Raw genomic sequence first — 17,481 nt, forward strand, 5'->3', positions numbered from 1 at the left:
GGCGGAATCAGCCGGGAGGGGCATGCAGCAACTGGGCGATGCGGGCCTTGTCCTTGACCCCGAGCTTGCTGTAGATGGCCCGAATGTGATGGCGCACGGTGTTGGGCGACATGCCCAGGTCCCGGGCCACTTCCTTGTAGGTCTTGCCTTCGCCGAAGCACTGGGCGACGGCATTTTCCCGTGGGCTGAGCCGGGGCAGCAGGTTGCGGCTGCGGGCCGCCAGGAGGCAGAGGTCGCCTACCGCCGAGGATTCCACCTGCAGGGACTTGCCTTCGAAGCCGACGGGGTCCAGCGCCATGGGCAGTTGCGGGCCGCTCCACTGCGGCCATTCATGCAGCAGCAGGTCGACGAAGCCGCGTTCGGCGCATTGCAGCACGCCGCGCTGGTCGCACACGGCCAGGGCCAGGTTGCGCGGGCCGGTGAGTTTCTCGCGCATGGCCACCAGGGTGCGGATCTGGTTGGCCGACACTGCGGCCACCAGGTGCAGCATCAGGTTGTTCAGCAGGTGGCAGTCGCCCTGGTTGAAGCGCGGCGCTCCCGGGGCGCGGTACAGCGCCAGGTGATTGTTCAGGTGGGTGTGTGGGTCGATGTGCACCACGCACAGCAGTTCGCCGATGTTGTACTGGCGGCCCAGCCAGTTGAGGCCGGGGCCGTTGTCCGGATCGGCCATGTCGACGATCACCGCCCGGCCCGGCACCTCGTGGACCCGGCTCACCGTGACATCGATGTGGCGGATCGATTGCCAGTCCGGCAGGTAGCTCGGTGGCAAGCGGTACAGGTAGCAGCTGTGTTCATCCGGCAGGCCATCCACCAGTGCGGCACGGCCCCACCAGGCGCTGTCGAAGGGCAGGAGCCTGCTGATGCGCGCCAGTGCATGCTGGTGCAGGTTTTCGATGTCCCTGTTCTGCGCCAGTTGCTGCAGTTCAAGGGTCAGTTCGCTGAAGGCCTGCAACAGGCTGGCCGGGGCACGCTCGGGGTGGTTCATGGGTCTGTACCTCTGTGCGACGTTGTTATTGTTTTCGTCACGGAAGGGGTTTGGGACCGGTACGTCAGGGGACGTGGGCAGGGCCTGGTTCGAGTATCGATGGCTTGGAAGAGCCGCGCCATCCTACAGATGCAGGAGGTGGCCCTTGGCCCGGATGCCGGCGGGCATCCAGGCGCGGGAAATGACGGCCAGGAGGGAAGGGTTCAGGCCGCCCGGCAAGGGTGGGCCAGGCGATGGAAGCAACGGCTGAAGTACACCAGTGAGTCGCCGTGCTCCAGCACGCCGATTTCATCCAGTTCCACCAGCATTACCGAGTGTGTGCCGATTTCCTGGACCTCGGTGATGCGCCCCTGCAGGCTGGCCAGGGCGCCCTCCAGCACCGGCAGGGCCTGCAGGCCGTCGCGCCAGGGGTGCAGGCCGAAGCGCTGGTCCATGGCCACGCCGGTCATGCCGGCAAAGTGCCGGGCCACTTCTTCGTGTTCGCCGCTGAGGACGTTGACGCACAACCGCCCGTTGCCCTTGAACACCGGGTTCAGGGCGCTGTTGCGGTTGACGCAGACCATCAGGGTCGGCGGGCTGTCGGTGACCGAGCAGACCGCCGTGGCGGTGATGCCGCAGCGGCCGGCGGGGCCGTTGCTGGTGATGACGTTGACCGCTGCGGTCATGTGCGCCATGGCGTTGCGAAAGGCGAGTTGCTTGGGATCGAGTACAGACATGACGAATTCCTCGTGGACGCAGGGCATTGCGCTGCAGGAGCCGGCTTGCCGACGAAGGGGCCTGGGCCTGGTGGCGTTCTGGCGGGCGTTTTCGCTGGCAAGCCAGCGCCTGCACAAGCCCGCTCCTGCATGTGGCGTAGGCTATTGGCGGATGCGGTCCAGCATGTTGATGTCATCCGGGTTGCTCAGGTGCGGCACGGTCCAGCCGTCGAGGTCGTAGTCCCCCAGGCACTTGTCCACCAGGTCGGTCATGGCTTTCATCGAGCCGCTGGCCTGGGCGTGGCGCAGGCACTGCATGCGGATCTCGTCCTGGCTGCCGGCGTAGTTGATCTCGTACAACTCGTGGCGGCCGCCGAATTCGGTGCCGATGGCGTCCCACAGCAGCTTGAGGATCTTGATCCGCTCCTCGTGGCCCATGCCCCCGGAGCCCCGGCAGTAGGTGCCGAGGTACTGGTTGAGCACCGGGTCCTTGAGGTCGCGGGAGCCGGAGGGCAGGTAGATCAGGCCGCTGGCCACCACCTGCTCGATGATCTTCTTGATGTCGGTGTAGGCCTGGGGCGCCAGCACCCGGTAAGCCTGCAGCGCCTGGGTACTGGGCAGGTAGACGCCGTTCATCCATTCACTGGCGTTGCCATGCATGGCGTCGGTCAGGGACCAGAACAGGTTGCGCCAGGCCACCACTTCGCCAACTTGCGCCTGGACCCCGCGAAACTCCAGGGAGCCGGTGCATTGCAGGGCCTTGACCAGCAGGCCAGTGATGAAATCGAGCTTGACCGCCAGCCGGGTGCAGCCCTGCATCGGGAACAGCCGGCCAAAACCGCCCTGGGGGAACCACTGGCGGCAGCGCTCGAAGTCGCGGTAGATCAGCACGTTTTCCCAGGGGATGAACACCTTGTCCATGATCAGGATCGCGTCGTTCTCGTCGAAGCGGCTCGACAGCGGGTAGTCGAAAGGCGAGCCGGTCATGCCGGCCTGCAGTTCATAGGAGGGGCGGCAGATCAGCTTCATGCCCCGGGTGTTCATCGGTGCGATGAACATCAGGGCGAAGTCGGTGTTGTCCCCCAGCAACTGGGCCGAGCCCTGGCCGACGAAGTTGTAGTGGGTCAGGGCCGAGTTGGTGGCCACCACCTTGGCGCCGCTGACGATGATCCCGCCTTCGACTTCCTCGTCCACCGAGATGAACACGTCCTTGACCTGATCCACCGGTTTGTCGCGGTCGATGGGTGGGTTGACGATGGCGTGGTTGAGGTAGAGGCAGGCTTCCTGGATGCGCTTGTACCAGGTGCGGGCGTTGTCTGCGAAGCGCCCGTAGAACTCCGGGTTGGCCCCCAGGGCGCTGCCGAAGGCGGCCTTGTAGTCGGGGCTGCGGCCCATCCAGCCATAGGTCAGGCGCGACCAGTCGGCGATGGCGTCGCGCTGCTGGCGCAGTTCATCGGGGCTTTTCGCCGAACGGAAGAACTTGTGGGTGTAGCCGCCGTTGCCGGTGTCGGTGTCCCAGCACAGTTGCTCCTTGGTGGCCGGGTCGTGCAGGGCGTCGTACAGGCGGGCCATGGAGGCCGCGGAGTTGCGGAAGGCCGGGTGGGTGGTGACGTCCTTGACCCGGTCGCCATAGATGTAGATTTCACGGTCGTCGCGCAGGCTGGCCAGGTATTCGGCACCGGTCAGCGGGCGGTCGGTTGCGGCACGAAAGTCTTCAGGTTTCATATCCAGTCTCAGCGTTGTTTTTATTGACTGGGGCCATGATGGGCAGCCGCGGGATTGGACTAAATGGCTTTTCCGGCGAATGAATTGCACTTTTCATAGGGAGGCGGGTGCCCGGAGCCAGGGTCGAAAACGGTGGCTGAGGGGCGACGCTGTAGCGCTTTATCGATTCACTTCGCGTTGTGTTGTATCAGCAGTGATACACCGGTCACATTCAGAAATATTTTTAACAATCAGCCATATGAAAGCTCAAGTTCGGCCGATATCTCTGACAGGCCCGCGGACTTCCAACAGCGCGGCGCCCCACGTCGGCACAGCCCCTGATGCGCCGACGGCTCAACGGCATGGATGCCCGTCGCCCGTTCTCCCTCGAGAGTCGTCCTATGTCCTTGCGTAACCTGAATATCGCCCCTCGTGCTTTCCTCGGTTTTGCCTTCATTGCCTTGCTGGTCGTGGTGCTGGGGGTGTTTGCGGTCAATCGCATGGCGGTGATCCGCGAAGCCTCGGTGGACATGGAAAGCAACCAGCTGCCCAGTGTCGGCTTTCTCGGCAACCTCACCGAGAACGTGCTGCGCCTGCGGATTCTTTCCTTCCGTGTGCTGGTAAACCGCGAGCCGGCAGGCCTGGCCGAAGCCCAGACGCGCATCGGCGTGCTGGTGGACAACGCCAGGAAGGCCCAGGCCAGCTATGCGGCCTTGCCGGCGGGGCCGCAGGAGGCGGCGCTGTACAAGAACTTCGCTACGACCCTGGACAACTACCTGCAGGCGCAGAACGAGATGCTCGAACTGTCGCGCCAGAACAAGCTGGATGAAATGCGCAGCCTGATCAATTCGCGGATCAAGGAAGGCACAGACCAGATGGGCGAGCAGTTGAACCAACTGATCGCGATCAATGCCGCCGACGCCAGGAGCGCTTCCAAGGCTGCCGGCGAGCACTACAGCAGCGCCATCGCCGGGATTGTGGCGGTGGCTGTGCTTGCCGCGCTGCTGACCATTGTTCTGGCGCTGTTGCTCACCCGCAGCATCGTCACCCCCCTGAACAAGGCCCTCAATGCCGCGCAGGTGATCGCCGGCGGCAACCTGCGCCAGGCCATCGAGGTCGATGGCAAGGACGAGCCGGCGCGGCTGCTGCAGGCCCTGGCCGAGATGCAGGCCAGCCTGCGCCGCACCATCGAGCAGATCGCCGGCTCGGCGACCCAGCTGGCCTCGGCCTCGGAAGAACTCAGCGCGGTCACTGAAGAGGCTTCCCGCGGCTTGCAGCAGCAGAACAACGAGATCGAACAGGCGGCCACCGCGGTCAACGAAATGACCGCCGCGGTGGAGGAGGTGGCGCGCAACGCGGTGTCCACTTCCGAGGCTTCCCGGCAGTCGACCCAGGCCGCTCGCGAAGGTCGCGACCGGGTGGTGGAAACCGTGGACGCGATCCAGACCATGACCCACGACGTGCAGAGCACCTCGGTGATGATCGAAGGCCTGGCGACCCAGGGCCGGGATATCGGCAAGGTGCTGGACGTGATCCGTGCCATCGCCGAGCAGACCAACCTGCTGGCCCTCAACGCGGCCATCGAGGCGGCTCGTGCCGGTGAGGCCGGGCGCGGCTTTGCGGTGGTGGCCGACGAGGTGCGGGCCCTGGCCCATCGCACCGCCCAGTCGACCCAGGAAATCGAGAAGATGGTGGCTGGCATCCAGAACGGCACGGGCGACGCCGTGGAGTCGATGCAGCAGAGCAACCAGCGTACCCAGAGCACCCTGGAACTGGCCCGTGCCGCGGGCGTGGCCCTGGAGCAGATTGCCGAATCCATCAACCAGATCAACGAGCGCAACCTGGTGATCGCCAGCGCCTCCGAAGAGCAGGCGCAGGTGTCCCGCGAGGTGGACCGCAACCTGGTGAACATCCGCGACCTGGCCACCCAGTCGGCGGCCGGGGCCAACCAGACCAGCGCCGCCAGCCATGAGCTGTCGCGCCTGGCGGTGGACCTGAACGCTCTGGTGGCGCGTTTTGTGATCTAAGCGTCCAACGGCGCTGGCGCTCGCTCGACGAGTGCCGCGCCAGCACCTAGGGTTCTGGCTGAAGCATCTTTCATGGAGAAAGCGATGCGCTATTCAGCCCTGACCCAACGGATTGCCGGAGAAGGTTCCGCCGCCTGGGATATCCATTACCGAGCTTTGGCCTTGCGCGAGCAGGGGCGCGATGTACTGTTGCTGACCATCGGCGATCCGGATTTCGACACCCCCCGGCCGGTGGTCCAGGCGGCCATCGACAGCCTGCTGGCCGGTGACACCCACTATTCGGATGTGCGCGGCAACTTGGCGTTGCGCAGTTGCATCGCCCGTTGCCACCACCAGCGCACCGGGCAGATCGTCGATGCCGAGCACGTGGTGGTGCTGCCGGGGGCGCAGTGTGCGGTGTTCTCGGTGGCCCAGTGCCTGCTGGGCCCTGGGGACGAGGTGCTGGTGGCCGAGCCCATGTACGTCACCTACGAAGGGGTGTTCGGTGCCTGTGGCGCCACCGTGGTGCCGGTGCCGGTACGGGCCGAACAGGGCTTTCGCCTGGACCCGCAGGAAGTGGCGGTGCGCATCAGCCCGCGGACCCGGGCCATGCTCATCAACAGCCCCAACAACCCCTCCGGGGCCAGCCTGTCCCTGGATGACTGGCAGGTCCTGGCGCGGTTGTGCATGGAGCATGACCTGTGGCTGGTTTCCGACGAGGTCTACGGCGACCTGCTGTACGAAGGCCAGCACCTGAGTCCGGGCGGTCTGCCGCGAATGGGCGGGCGCACCGCCACCATCAACAGCCTGTCCAAGTCCCATGCCATGAGCGGCTGGCGGGTGGGCTGGGTGATCGCTCCGCCGGTGCTGGCCGGGCACCTGAGCAATCTGGCCCTGTGCATGCTCTATGGCCTGCCGGACTTCATCCAGAATGCGGCAGTGGTGGCGCTGACCCGCGAACTGCCGGAACTGCCACGGATGCGCGAGGAGTACCGCCAGCGCCGCGACCTGGTGTGCACGCTGCTCGGGCAGTGCCCGGGCTTGCGGCCAGTGCTGCCCGATGGCGGCATGTTCGTCATGGTCGACGTACGTCGCACCGGGCTGGGCGCCCAGGTGTTCGCCGAGCGACTGCTGGAGGGTTATGGGGTTTCGGTGCTGGCGGGCGAAGCCTTCGGCCCCAGCGTGGTCGGGCACATCCGCATTGCCCTGGTGCTGGACCGCGAACGGCTGGCCGAAGCCTGCCGCCGCATCGCCCAGTGCACCGCGCAACTCCTGGCCCTGTAGGAACCGGCTTGCCGGCGAAGAGGCCCTTGAGTCTTCCATCGCCCTTGCCGATGCCTTCGCTGGCAAGTCAGCTCCTATAGAGGTGGGGCGCTTTCGGGGGGTTAGAAGCGCAGGGTCGCGCCGGTGGTCAGCCAGCGATCGCGGTCTTCGGTCAGGTGCTGGCCAACGATCAGGTCCAGGTCCAGGTGCTGGCCCAGGTGCAGGCGCGGGCCGGCCTGCCAGCCCTGTTCGCCGCCGCGTTGGCCGTAGCGCTCGGCAATCAGGGTCAGGCTCTGGGCCAGGTCGTACTCCAGCCCGCTGCCCCAGGCCCAGCGGTGGCTCTGGTCGCCGTCGTCATAGGCGTGGGCCCAGCCGGCATTCAGGTTCAGGCGCAGGCTGGCAACAGGGCTGAAGGTCAGTGGCAGGGCGAGGTCGCCACCGTCGAAGCTGTGGCTGCGGTTCAGGGCCCAGTGGGCGGAGCCGGCCAGGGCCAGTTGCAGGCCCAGGTCTTCACGGTCCAGCAGGGCCAGCTTGACCTGGGGGCTGAGCTGGGTCTCGCCCTGGCCGTCGGCCTGCTGGCGCTGCACCGCGGCCCCCAGTTGCACCCAGGGCAGTTGGCTGAAGGTGCAGGCCGGGGCCACCACGCTGGTGTGGCTGGAGCCCTGGTGGCGGGTGCTCTGGTACCAGACATCGACATTGCATTCCCCGGGAGCGTTGATGGCGCCGTCATCCACCACGTAGGCGCCGCCGGCGGCCTGGGCCTTGGAGCACAGGGCCAGGGTGGCGGTCGCGCTGGCGGTGAGGGCGAGGAACAGCAGGTTGCGCTTGAGCATGCGGCTTTTCGCGGCAGGCAGAGGGTGGCCAAAGGCGCTGGAACGCGAGGGGCGATGTGGGGTGTGCTTGGACATGGCGGATCTCGTTCTGGGTTGGGGCACCGGTGCATCTGGCGTGCGGGCCGGTGCAGAGGGTGGCGGCTTGGGAGGCTTACTGGTCGGCCATCGACAGAACCTGGATCTGCCGGGCCCGGGCCTGGGCCAGCAGTTCTTCGGTGTCTTCCCCACCGGGCAGGGCGAGGACGATGTCGGGGCGGCTGTCGGCCAGCATGAAGGCGTTGCGCAGGCGTTCGGCGTGCTTGCCATGGCGTTGCCAGTTGGGCGGGTAGCGGACGATGTCGGCGCTGATGTCCCGGGCCCAGTCCTCGATATGGGCGCCGAGGAACTGGCTGCCGCCATGAATCACCACGCGGGTTTCATGCAGGCGCTGAAAGGCGTCGAGGACCTGGCGGCACCGGCGGTCGTCGGCGTAGTAGCGGCCGGCGCAGATCAGGACGCGCATGGGCTGTTCTCCTTTACCGGGCTGATGCTGGTCTCGCCGGGCAGCGGTTCGTTGAGGTAAGCGTGCTCGATGTCCCGTTCACCGGCGCGCTCCAGGGCCGGGTAGGCCAGGGCGGCGATGTGGTGGTGAACCCGCCGGTAGTCGCGCAGCAAGCGCTGGAAAATGTCCCCGGATTCGGCCCAGGCGCCACGGTCTTCGCGCAACTTGCGAAAGTGCTCGCGGCTGGCGGCGGCTTCCAGGCGCCGCACGTTTTCCTTGCGCGCCACCAGTTGGTGGGCGGTGGGCAGGTCTTCGCGCAGGAACACGGTGATGGCCAGGCTCAGGCTGTCCAGCAGTTCCTGGTGCAGCGGGTACAGGGTGCTCAGCTCGAACTCGGAAAACGGCTCGCCACGGCGCAAGCGCCGCGCGGCCAGGTGCGCCAGGCTGGTGGCAAGAATGTCCCCGGCATGTTCCAGGTTGATCACCAGCAGCAGGATTTCCTGGGAGCGGTCGGCATCCTGGTCGCTGATGCCTTCCTTGCCGATATCCGCCAGGTAGGCGCGGATCGCCGCGCTGAGCAGGTCCAGGGACTGATCGATATGGCGCACCTGATCGGCATTGGCCTGGTTGGCGGTGCGAAACAGCTGCAGCACCCGGTCGAGCATGCCCGAGAGCATGTCGGCCATGCGCAAGGCTTCGCGGGCGGCGTTGGACAGGCCGATATTGGCCACTTCCAGGCCGGCTTCGTCCAGGTACAGCGGCATGCCCGGGTCGGTCACCGCGGCCGGGGCCGGCAGCAGCCGGGTCAGCAGCCTGGCCATTGGCCCGGTGAAACCGATGAACAGCAGCGCCAGCACCAGACTGAAGGCGGTGTGCAGGGCCACCACCAGCAGTGCCGGAGGCAGTTGCTCGATGACGTGCCACTGGCCCAGGGTGGCGATCCAGGGCATCAGCAGCGCCGCTCCCGACAGGCGCACCAGCAGGTTGCCCAGGGGCAGGCGCCGGGCCACGTTGCCGCTGGCGCTGAGCAGCGAGGGCAGGGTGCTGCCGAGGTTGACCCCCAGCACCAGGGCCATGCTGGTGGCCGGCGACAGCAGCCCAGTGCCGGCCAGCGAGGCGATCAGCAGCACCACGGCAACGCTGGAGTGGCACATCCAGGTCAGCAGCAGCGCCACCAGCAGGGCCAGCAGCAGGTCGCCGTCGAGGCTGGTCATCACCAGTTGGAACACCGGGGTGCCTTCCACCGCCCCCAGGGTCGCGCCGAGCATGCCCAGGGCCAGCAGCATCAGGCCCAGGCCGATCAGTGCGCAGCCGATGCTTTCAAAGCGCGAATCGTCCCGCAGGCGAAAGCACAGGAAGCCCGCCAGCAATGCCACAGGTGCCGCCAGCGAGAGGTCGAGGCTGAGCAGCTGGACCACCAGGGTCGAGCCGATATTGGCCCCCAGCATCACCGCCAGCGCCGGGGCCAGGCCCAGGGTACCGGCGGCGGTGAAGGAGCTGGCCATCAGGCTCACCGCAGTGCTGCTTTGCACCACGCCGGTGATGCCGACGCCGCACAGCAGCGCCAGCCAGCGGTTGTTCAGGTGTTGCCCGAGCCAGTGCCGCAGCGGGCTGCCGAAGCCCCGCAGGAGTGAGCCGCAGATCATCTGCGAGCCCCACAGCAACAGCGCGATGGCGCCGGCCAGGTTGATCAGAAGAGTAGTGCCCGACATGAGTATTCTCCCGGGACTGTGACAGGTTTCAGGCAATCGCCAGGCGCAGCGAGGCGCGGGTGATGGCGGCGCTGAACCCCAGCAGGAAACGCATTTCAACGGCGCTCAGCAGGCCCCGCACATAGAGGCGGATGCTCAGGCGGGCGAGCAGCCTGGCGCAGGCGCACAGGCCGCAGACCAGCAAGGCCTTCAGGCCGCGTTGCAACAGCGAAAAAGGTTTGAAAAACATGGCGATGCTCCTTTCGGGCGAACAGCGTCGCCGTCGACAGGGCGCTGGCCGCGCCGACGGTGGCATCGTTGGTTTGCTGTATCTGGTGCGACCGCCGTGGGGCGGCCGCACCGGGCTCAGGCCCTTAGAACCACTGCTTGAAGCGGCGGATGTACAGGGTCTTCATGGTCTGGGCGACCACGCAGTAGCTGAGCAGGGTACCCACCAGCCAAGGGAAGTATTCCCACGGCAGCGGCACCAGGCCGACCATGCTGCCCAGAGGCGAGAAGGGCACATAGATACCCAGTGCCATCACCAGGCCCGTGGCGAGCATGACCGGCAGTGCCGCGGTGCTCTGGATGAACGGGATCTTGCGGGTGCGCAGCATGTGCACCACCAGGGTCTGGGAGAGCAGGCCTTCGATGAACCAGCCGGACTGGAACAGGGCGGCCATTTCCACGCTGTTGGCGGCGAACACGTACCACATCAGGGCAAAGGTGGTGATGTCGAAGATTGACGAGGTCGGCCCGATCCACAGCATGAAGCGCCCAATGTTCTTGGCGTCCCACTTGCGTGGCTTGCTCAGGTATTCCTTGTCCATCTTGTCCCACGGCAGGGCCAGCTGGGAGAAGTCGTACATCAGGTTCTGCAGCAGCAGGTGGATCGCCAGCATCGGCAGGAACGGAATGAAGGCACTGGCCACCAGCACCGAGAACACGTTGCCGAAGTTGGAACTGGCGGTCATGTTCAGGTACTTCATGATGTTGCCGAAGGTCTCGCGACCCTTGATCACCCCTTCCTCCAGCACCATCAGGCTCTTTTCCAGGAGGATGATGTCCGCCGATTCCTTGGCGATGTCGGTGCCGCTGTCCACCGAGATGCCGACGTCGGCATCGCGCAGCGCCGGAGCGTCGTTGATGCCGTCGCCGAGAAAGCCCACGGTGTGGCCGTTGGCCTGCAATGCCTTGAGCACCCGGGACTTCTGCAGCGGGGTGAGCTTGGCAAATACCGTGCGCTCTTCCACCAGGCGCCCCAGCACTTCGTCGTCCATGCGCTCGATGTCACGACCCAGCAGCGGCTCGCCGACTTCCAGGCCGACCTCGCGGCAGATCTTCGCGGTGACGATGGCGTTGTCACCGGTCAGTACCTTCACGGTGACGCCGTTGTCGCGCAGGGCGGCAATCGCCGGGCCGGCGGTTTCCTTCGGCGGATCGAGGAAGGTCAGGAAGCCTTCGATCACCAGCTCACGTTCGTCGCTGGCGCTGTACTGGTTCTTGATCTGGTCCCGGGCAATGTCACGGGTGCCCACCAGCAGCACGCGGAAACCGTCGCGGTTGTAGTCTTCGGCCAGTTGTAGCAACTCGGCACGCAGGGCAGCGTCGATGGTCTGGGTGACACCGTTCTTGCGGACCCGAGTAGCGGTTTCCAGCATTTCCTCCACCGCGCCCTTGCACACCAGCAGGTGGTGGCCGCGGGCATCGGCGAGGATGACCGACAGGCGCCGCCGGACGAAGTCGAACGGCAGCTCATCCACCTTGCGCCAGGCGGCAGGAGGGGTGAAGTGCGGGTTCTCCTCGGCGAAGCTGACCACTGCGCGGTCCATCAGGTTCTTCATGCCGCTCTGGTGGTAGCTGTTGAGCCAGGCCAGTTGCAGCACTTCATCGCAGCGGCTGCCGCTGATGTCGACGTGATGTTCGAGGATGATCCGGTCCTGGGTCAGGGTGCCGGTCTTGTCGGTGCAGAGCACGTCCATGGCGCCGAAGTTCTGGATCGCGTTGAGGCGCTTGACCACCACCTTGCGCTTGGCCATGGCCGAGGCGCCCTTGGCCAGGTTGGCGCTGACGATCATCGGCAGCATTTCCGGGGTCAGGCCGACGGCCACTGCCAGGGCGAACATGAAGGCTTCGGCCCAGTCGCCCTTGGCGAATCCGTTGATCAGCAGGACGATGGGCACCATCACCAGCATGAAGCGGATCAGCAGCCAGCTGACGCTGTTGACCCCGCGGTCGAAGGCGGTCTGGGTGCGGGAGCCGACGATGGAGCGGGCCAGGGAACCGAAGTAGGTGCGCGAGCCGGTGGCCACGACCACCGCGGTGGCCGTGCCGCTGACCACGTTGGTGCCCATGAAGCAGATGTTCGGCAGGTCCAGCAGGTCTTGCTGATCGGCGGCCTGGGCGGTGGCGGACTTTTCCTGGACGGCGCCCAGGGTGTCGTACTTTTCAACCGGCAAGGCTTCGCCGGTGAGCACCGCCTGGCTGATGAACAGGTCGCGGGATTCGATCAGGCGGATGTCGGCAGGGATCATGTCACCGGCGGACAGCTGGATGATGTCGCCCACCACCAGGTCGCGCATCGGCACTTCACGCACTCGGGCCTGCATGCCCATCTGCTCGCGGCGCAGTACGGCGGCGGTGGTCCGTACCATGGCCTTGAGCGCTTCGGCGGCCTTGGCCGAGCGGTGTTCCTGCCAGAAACGCATCAGGCCGCTGGCCAGCACCATCACCAGGACGATGATGACCCCGGTGAGATCGGTTTCTTCGCCGGCCTGCAGCGGCAGCCAGAAGTCGGTGAAGAAACTGATACCGGTCAGGGTCATCAGCACATAGATGAAGGGGTTGTTGAAAGCCTGGAGCAGCTGCACCAGAGCGTGTGGCGGACGGTCGTGGGCGACCTCGTTGTGGCCGTCCCGTTGCAGGCGGCCCTCGGCATCCAGTTCAGTGAGGCCGGCGGTGGTGGAGTTGACGTTGGCCAGGGTGACGGCCAGGCCGTTCTGGGCTTCGCGGGCGGCACGCATCGACAGCTTGTTGCTGTCACTGGTGGCGCTGGTGTTGCGGGAAGTTGGGGTTTTTACAGTCATGGTCTGTGCTCCTGCCGCCTGCTTGCGGCACGACACAGCAACACTCAACTAATTAAAGGCGAGCGAAAACATGTCGAGCCGCAGGTTAGCGATCGATTTTGATCTTGGCGTTTTTCAGGTTTTAACGTTCGCTGCTCAAACAATGAAGTTGTATGGGCAGCGAACCTACTACTGGCCTCTTCCATAACTTTCTCCAGTAACTTTATTAACTGACAGGCACTAGCACGCCGCCGAACTTAAACTTTTAAAGTTCGTTTGCAAACAACGGAAAGTTACCGCTGGTTCAGGCTGAGCTGCGTGCCCCGAGGTACAGGCCGAAGATCAGTCCGGCCTGCTGCAGGAGCAGGGCAGCGCCCCGACTCTGCGGGTCCTGGCTATCGTCGAAGCTCCAGCGTTGCTGCAACTGCCCGGTCATCGGGCAGACGCGCCAATTGGCTCGCAGGGCGGTCGAGGGGGCGGGGGCGGCACGAGAAAACGGCGAGCGCGCCAGAACCTTGGGCTCACGGCACAGCTTGACTCGCATGGTGGCGGCGAAGGCGCGAACGCCTGGCATTACAGAGGAAGTGAAGTGCATAACATTTGCCTCGCGACCGGACTGGTTCCGGGGGAGGCAAGTTACGTTGGAGCGTCAAGCCCTAGCGCAGCTTACCCGACCGCGGAGTCGAGTCCCGTCATTTTCAGGGTTAAGTGCCTGGCTCTGCGCAGCGGCAGTGACCAGACAGCGTCTAGATACTGTGTCCATTGGCTTCTTTAGTGAGTTAAACAAAGGGCCGTAATTACCGGCCCGCGCAATTTACTCAGGAGGGGTGCTGGAGTCAAGGTTAAATTGCCCTGAATCATTGATCAGTTACGAAGTTTCAGGTGAGGTTCAGCTAAGGGTGGGAATTAGCTGATGCGAGAGGCGGATATATATAAGTTTCATATAAAGAAAGTGCCCATGACAGATAGGGATGTCATGAGCACTGAATATAGCGACGAGGATTATCAGTGCAGCAAGTGCTGGGAGATATCCTTGTAGGTCGCGCTATCGGTGGCCGCCATCAACTGCCGGCCATCCTTGAGGGTGCCGATGAAGGTCACTTCGTTTTCCGTACCCGCCATCAGGTACCCGGCCAGGGCGCCCACCGGGCCCAACAGCATGGCGCCGGCAATGCCGTAGCCCAGGGCGTCCTTGTTGGTGATGGGGCTTTCGCTGGCGATCTCCAGTGTCTTGAAGGCCGATGCCTTGACCTCGACGCCGTTGCTGTTGAATACCGTCTTGAGCCTGAAGGTGCCGTGCCGGTACTCGCCGGCGCCTTGCAGGAAATCACCTGATAAAACCTCAATCTTTGCCATGTTGAATCATCCTTATCCAAGCATAACCAGACAGGCCATTGAGCTCTCCGCCAGGGGGAGCGTCAACGGGGTTGCGATGAAGGGTGCTACCGCCAGTCAGCAGCCCTCGTTCATTCAGCCTCGGCCAGGTCACCCCGGGCCATGCTGATCCAGATCAGGGCTGTGAAGGGTTGTAGCAGCCCACGGGGCACCGGCCGTCGGCTTCCGACCAGCGGCTGGCCGGGGCCGGGCGCTCTAGGCGATGTTAAAAAATGTTAGATTGAAAAACTTCTTCACATAATCCGTTCATTGGTGGATGATCGTTCACAGCCAACGCTCAACCTGATAACAACAGCAACAGGATGGCCATGATGATCGATTCGCTCCTGCCTCTCTCGGCACCTGCCCACGGTGCCATGCACCTTCCGGGCTTGCCGTCTGGCGCTGCGCCTGTTGCTGCCTGTGTTGCATTTGCCGGACCTGCAATCCGGATTTCCCTGTCCTGCCCGGTTCTTGCCCGGCGCCTGTCTGGCGCGGCACAGTCCTGGTCTATTTCTGGAGTCCCCCATGAATAACAACAATGTCGGTGTCATCGGTCTTGGCGCCATGGGCCTGGGCATCGCCCGGTCGTTGCTGCGCAGCGGTTTCAAGGTGCATGCCTGTGACGTCCGTGCTGCGGTCACCGAGCAGTTCGCCAGCGAAGGCGGCGTGGCTTGCGCCTCGGCGGCGCAACTGGCCGGCGAATGCGATGTGATTGTCACCGTGGTGGTCAACGCCGAGCAGACCGAAAGCGTGCTGTTCGGTGAGGGCGGGGCGGCAGCGGCACTGCGTCCCGGCAGCCTGGTGATCGGCTGCGCCACCGTGGCTCCGACCTATGCCGTGGAGCTGGGCCAGCGCCTGGAGGCCCTGGGCCTTTTGTACTTGGACGCGCCGATTTCCGGTGGCGCGGCCAAGGCCGCCGCCGGCGAGATGACCATGATGACCTCCGGCCCGGCCACCGCTTACGCCAGGGCCGAGGCGATTCTTGGGGGCATGGCCGGCAAGGTCTATCGCCTGGGGGATGCCCATGGCCTGGGCTCCAAGGTCAAGATCATCAACCAGTTGCTGGCCGGGGTGCATATCGCGGCATCCGCCGAAGCCATGGCCCTGGGGCTGCGCGAAGGGGTGGACGCCGATGCCCTGTACGAGGTGATCACCCACAGCGCGGGCAACTCCTGGATGTTCGAGAACCGCGTTCCGCATATCCTCAAGGCCGACTACACACCGCTGTCCGCGGTGGACATTTTCGTCAAGGACCTGGGGCTGGTGCTGGATACCGCCCGGGCCAGCAAATTCCCGCTGCCGCTGTCGGCCACCGCGCACCAGATGTTCATGCAGGCCTCCAGCGCCGGTTTTGGCCGCGAGGACGACTCGGCGGTGATCAAGATCTTCCCGGGCATCGACCTGCCCGTGGCCAAGCCCGATGCCGAGTGAGGAACCCGTGATGACGATTTCCAATCCACGCCCGTTGCTGGGCTGCATCGCCGACGATTTCACCGGGGCCACGGACCTGGCCAACATGCTGGTTCGCGGTGGCATGCGCACTGTGCAGAGCATCGGCATTCCCAGCGCTGAAGTGGCTGCCGGGCTGGACGCCGACGCCGTGGTGATCGCGCTGAAGTCGCGTACCACTGCGGCCAGCGAAGCGGTGGCCGAATCCCTGGCCGCCCTGCAATGGCTGCGGGACCAGGGCTGCGAGCAGATCTTCTTCAAATACTGCTCGACCTTCGATTCCACCGCGGCGGGCAACATCGGTCAGGTCAGCGAGGCCTTGCTCGAGGCCCTGGGCAGCGATTTCACCCTGGCCTGCCCGGCGTTCCCGGAGAACGGCCGGACCATTTTCCGTGGCCACCTGTTCGTCCAGGACCAGTTGCTCAGCGAATCGGGCATGCAGCATCACCCGCTGACGCCGATGACCGATGCCAACCTGGTGCGGGTCCTGCAATCCCAGACCCGGCTGCCGGTAGGCCTGCTGCGCTACGACAGCATCGCCCAGGGCGTGGAGGCGGTGCGCAGCAGGATCGCCGAACTGCGCGGGCAGGGTGTTGCCCTGGCGATTGCCGACGCGCTGTCCGATGCCGACCTCTATACCCTTGGCGCCGCCTGCGCCGACCTGCCGCTGCTCACTGGCGGTTCCGGGCTGGCCCTGGGCCTGCCGGAAAACTTCCGTCGCGCCGGCAAGCTGCGCGACCTCGACGCTGCAAGCCTGCCCAAGGTAGGCGGTGGCGAAGTGGTGCTGGCCGGCAGTGCCTCCCTGGCCACCAATGCCCAGGTCGATGCCTGGCTGGAAGCCGAGCGCCCGGCCTGGCGCATCGACCCGCTGGCCCTGGCGGCCGGCGAGGCGGTGGTGGAACAGGCCCTGGCCTTTGCCCGGGAGCAGCAAGGCACGGTGCTGATCTACGCCACCAGCACGCCGGAAGAGGTCAAGGCGGTGCAGCGTCAGCTCGGTGCCGAACGTGCCGGAGCGCTGGTGGAGAATGCCCTGGGCGAGATCGCCCGGGGCCTGCGCGACAGCGGCGTACGGCGCTTTGTGGTGGCTGGCGGGGAAACCTCCGGCGCCGTGGTCAAGGCCCTGGACGTGCGCCTGCTGCAGATCGGCGCGCAAATCGATCCCGGGGTCCCGGCCACCGTCAGCAGTGGCGGCGAGCCCCTGGCCCTGGCGCTGAAGTCCGGCAACTTCGGTGGTCGCGACTTTTTCAGCAAGGCCCTGGGTCAACTGGCGGGAGGTCAGGCATGAGCCGGGAAAACGCTCTGCGCGAAGAAATCTGTGATGTCGGCCACAGCCTCTATCAGCGCGGCTACACCGTGGGCAGCGCCGGCAACATCAGTGCGCGGCTCGATGATGGCTGGCTGATCACCCCCACCGATATCTGCCTGGGCCGGCTCGACCCTGCAGCCATCGCCAAGGTCAACCTGGCGGGGGAGTGGGTGAGCGGCGACAAACCGTCCAAGACCCTGGCCCTGCATCGCCAGGTGTATGACCGCAATCCCGGGGTGGGCGGGGTGGTGCATACCCATTCCACCCACCTGGTGGCCTTGACCCTGGCCGGGGTCTGGCGCGAGGACGACATCCTGCCGCCGCTGACCCCGTACCAGGTGATGAAGGTCGGGCATATCCCGCTGATCGGCTACCAGCGCCCGGGTTCGCCCAAGGTCGCCGAGCAAGTGGCGCAACTGGCCAACCAGGTGCGTGGGGTGATGCTCGAACGCCTGGGCCCGGTGGTCTGGGAAAGCAGTGTGTCCAAGGCCAGCTACGCCCTGGAAGAGCTGGAGGAAACCGCGCGCCTGTGGCTGATGAGCCAGCCGCGCCCGGCACCTCTGGATCAGGCCGCCCTGGATGAGCTGCGGGACGCTTTCGGCGCCACCTGGTAAGCCCGCGACACT

15 protein-coding genes and 1 pseudogene are annotated in these 17,481 nt (G+C 65.3%); 6 read left to right on the plus strand and 10 right to left on the minus strand.

Going from position 1 to position 17,481, the window contains the following annotated elements; all coding sequences use genetic code 11:
- Nucleotides 1-7: 7 nt before the first annotated feature.
- The 3 genes from AC1RL5_RS02480 to hpaB form a co-directional block, all read right to left on the minus strand.
- Nucleotides 8-985, minus strand: coding sequence for a helix-turn-helix transcriptional regulator (locus tag AC1RL5_RS02480; RefSeq protein ID WP_015635862.1), 978 nt, complete (start codon nt 983-985; stop codon nt 8-10).
- 203 nt (nt 986-1,188) lie between these two features.
- On the minus strand, nt 1,189-1,701 hold the full coding sequence (gene hpaC, locus AC1RL5_RS02485) for a 4-hydroxyphenylacetate 3-monooxygenase, reductase component (RefSeq protein WP_011061639.1): 513 nt from the start codon (nt 1,699-1,701) through the stop codon (nt 1,189-1,191).
- 141 nt (nt 1,702-1,842) lie between these two features.
- Nucleotides 1,843-3,405: a 4-hydroxyphenylacetate 3-monooxygenase, oxygenase component gene (gene hpaB, locus AC1RL5_RS02490; RefSeq protein WP_015635861.1), complete on the minus strand. Its 1,563-nt coding sequence runs from the start codon at nt 3,403-3,405 to the stop codon at nt 1,843-1,845.
- 380 nt (nt 3,406-3,785) lie between these two features.
- Between hpaB and AC1RL5_RS02495 the strand changes: the two are divergent.
- From AC1RL5_RS02495 to AC1RL5_RS02505, 3 genes and pseudogenes are all read left to right on the plus strand, one after another.
- A pseudogene (locus AC1RL5_RS02495) lies at nt 3,786-4,553 on the plus strand (MCP four helix bundle domain-containing protein); the annotation flags it as partial.
- Nucleotides 4,548-5,411 (plus strand): methyl-accepting chemotaxis protein, encoded by an 864-nt coding sequence (locus tag AC1RL5_RS02500; RefSeq protein WP_370059506.1) that lies wholly within the window; start codon nt 4,548-4,550, stop codon nt 5,409-5,411. The pseudogene AC1RL5_RS02495 and the gene AC1RL5_RS02500, both read left to right, overlap by 6 nt.
- A gap of 84 nt (nt 5,412-5,495) precedes the next feature.
- Nucleotides 5,496-6,674, plus strand: a complete 1,179-nt coding sequence (locus AC1RL5_RS02505; RefSeq protein ID WP_492588974.1) for a pyridoxal phosphate-dependent aminotransferase — start codon at nt 5,496-5,498, stop codon at nt 6,672-6,674.
- A gap of 101 nt (nt 6,675-6,775) precedes the next feature.
- Here the strand turns inward: AC1RL5_RS02505 and AC1RL5_RS02510 are convergent, their stop codons facing one another.
- The 7 genes from AC1RL5_RS02510 to AC1RL5_RS02540 all read right to left on the minus strand — a co-directional run bounded on the left by AC1RL5_RS02510 (nt 6,776) and on the right by AC1RL5_RS02540 (nt 14,079).
- Nucleotides 6,776-7,561, minus strand: coding sequence for a PA4824 family protein (locus AC1RL5_RS02510; protein ID WP_065364195.1), 786 nt, complete (start codon nt 7,559-7,561; stop codon nt 6,776-6,778).
- 76 nt (nt 7,562-7,637) lie between these two features.
- Nucleotides 7,638-7,988: a DUF2493 domain-containing protein gene (locus AC1RL5_RS02515; RefSeq protein WP_492588973.1), complete on the minus strand. Its 351-nt coding sequence runs from the start codon at nt 7,986-7,988 to the stop codon at nt 7,638-7,640.
- On the minus strand, nt 7,976-9,679 hold the full coding sequence (locus AC1RL5_RS02520) for a Na/Pi cotransporter family protein (protein ID WP_093403492.1): 1,704 nt from the start codon (nt 9,677-9,679) through the stop codon (nt 7,976-7,978). The genes AC1RL5_RS02515 and AC1RL5_RS02520 overlap by 13 nt, the downstream gene beginning before the upstream one ends.
- 28 nt (nt 9,680-9,707) lie before the next feature.
- On the minus strand, nt 9,708-9,908 hold the full coding sequence (locus AC1RL5_RS02525; protein WP_019095481.1) for a hypothetical protein: 201 nt from the start codon (nt 9,906-9,908) through the stop codon (nt 9,708-9,710).
- A gap of 124 nt (nt 9,909-10,032) precedes the next feature.
- Nucleotides 10,033-12,744, minus strand: a complete 2,712-nt coding sequence (mgtA, locus tag AC1RL5_RS02530) for a magnesium-translocating P-type ATPase (RefSeq protein ID WP_047287087.1) — start codon at nt 12,742-12,744, stop codon at nt 10,033-10,035.
- A 283-nt stretch (nt 12,745-13,027) separates the two neighbouring features.
- Complete coding sequence (locus AC1RL5_RS02535; RefSeq protein ID WP_072450171.1) at nt 13,028-13,318, minus strand: hypothetical protein; 291 nt, start codon at nt 13,316-13,318, stop codon at nt 13,028-13,030.
- A 410-nt stretch (nt 13,319-13,728) separates the two neighbouring features.
- The gene (locus AC1RL5_RS02540; protein ID WP_011061629.1) at nt 13,729-14,079 is read right to left on the minus strand and encodes a hypothetical protein; all 351 of its coding nucleotides are present in this window, start codon (nt 14,077-14,079) and stop codon (nt 13,729-13,731) included.
- A 546-nt stretch (nt 14,080-14,625) separates the two neighbouring features.
- Here AC1RL5_RS02540 and ltnD point away from each other — a divergent pair.
- The 3 genes from ltnD to otnC are packed head-to-tail and all read left to right on the plus strand — an operon-like array spanning nt 14,626 to nt 17,469.
- Nucleotides 14,626-15,531, plus strand: coding sequence for an L-threonate dehydrogenase (ltnD, locus tag AC1RL5_RS02545; protein WP_072450172.1), 906 nt, complete (start codon nt 14,626-14,628; stop codon nt 15,529-15,531).
- A gap of 10 nt (nt 15,532-15,541) precedes the next feature.
- The gene (otnK, locus tag AC1RL5_RS02550) at nt 15,542-16,834 is read left to right on the plus strand and encodes a 3-oxo-tetronate kinase (protein ID WP_492588972.1); all 1,293 of its coding nucleotides are present in this window, start codon (nt 15,542-15,544) and stop codon (nt 16,832-16,834) included.
- Nucleotides 16,831-17,469 (plus strand): 3-oxo-tetronate 4-phosphate decarboxylase, encoded by a 639-nt coding sequence (gene otnC, locus AC1RL5_RS02555; protein ID WP_492588971.1) that lies wholly within the window; start codon nt 16,831-16,833, stop codon nt 17,467-17,469. Before otnK ends, otnC begins: the two co-directional genes overlap by 4 nt.
- Nucleotides 17,470-17,481: the final 12 nt, after the last annotated feature.

Source organism: Pseudomonas sp. GW822-FHT06D10 (genome assembly GCF_058799535.1).

What these genes read in the sequence shown, in the direction of transcription:
- AC1RL5_RS02510 (WP_065364195.1), bottom strand. Translation starts at nt 7,561, where the DNA reads ATGTCCAAGCACACCCCACATCGCCCCTCGCGTTCCAGCGCCTTTGGC.
- ltnD (WP_072450172.1), top strand. Translation starts at nt 14,626, where the DNA reads ATGAATAACAACAATGTCGGTGTCATCGGTCTTGGCGCCATGGGCCTG.
- AC1RL5_RS02505 (WP_492588974.1), top strand. Translation starts at nt 5,496, where the DNA reads ATGCGCTATTCAGCCCTGACCCAACGGATTGCCGGAGAAGGTTCCGCC.
- otnK (WP_492588972.1), top strand. Translation starts at nt 15,542, where the DNA reads ATGACGATTTCCAATCCACGCCCGTTGCTGGGCTGCATCGCCGACGAT.
- AC1RL5_RS02540 (WP_011061629.1), bottom strand. Translation starts at nt 14,079, where the DNA reads ATGGCAAAGATTGAGGTTTTATCAGGTGATTTCCTGCAAGGCGCCGGC.
- hpaC (WP_011061639.1), bottom strand. Translation starts at nt 1,701, where the DNA reads ATGTCTGTACTCGATCCCAAGCAACTCGCCTTTCGCAACGCCATGGCG.
- AC1RL5_RS02500 (WP_370059506.1), top strand. Translation starts at nt 4,548, where the DNA reads ATGCAGGCCAGCCTGCGCCGCACCATCGAGCAGATCGCCGGCTCGGCG.
- AC1RL5_RS02480 (WP_015635862.1), bottom strand. Translation starts at nt 985, where the DNA reads ATGAACCACCCCGAGCGTGCCCCGGCCAGCCTGTTGCAGGCCTTCAGC.
- mgtA (WP_047287087.1), bottom strand. Translation starts at nt 12,744, where the DNA reads ATGACTGTAAAAACCCCAACTTCCCGCAACACCAGCGCCACCAGTGAC.
- AC1RL5_RS02515 (WP_492588973.1), bottom strand. Translation starts at nt 7,988, where the DNA reads ATGCGCGTCCTGATCTGCGCCGGCCGCTACTACGCCGACGACCGCCGG.
- AC1RL5_RS02535 (WP_072450171.1), bottom strand. Translation starts at nt 13,318, where the DNA reads ATGCACTTCACTTCCTCTGTAATGCCAGGCGTTCGCGCCTTCGCCGCC.
- AC1RL5_RS02525 (WP_019095481.1), bottom strand. Translation starts at nt 9,908, where the DNA reads ATGTTTTTCAAACCTTTTTCGCTGTTGCAACGCGGCCTGAAGGCCTTG.
- AC1RL5_RS02520 (WP_093403492.1), bottom strand. Translation starts at nt 9,679, where the DNA reads ATGTCGGGCACTACTCTTCTGATCAACCTGGCCGGCGCCATCGCGCTG.
- hpaB (WP_015635861.1), bottom strand. Translation starts at nt 3,405, where the DNA reads ATGAAACCTGAAGACTTTCGTGCCGCAACCGACCGCCCGCTGACCGGT.
- otnC (WP_492588971.1), top strand. Translation starts at nt 16,831, where the DNA reads ATGAGCCGGGAAAACGCTCTGCGCGAAGAAATCTGTGATGTCGGCCAC.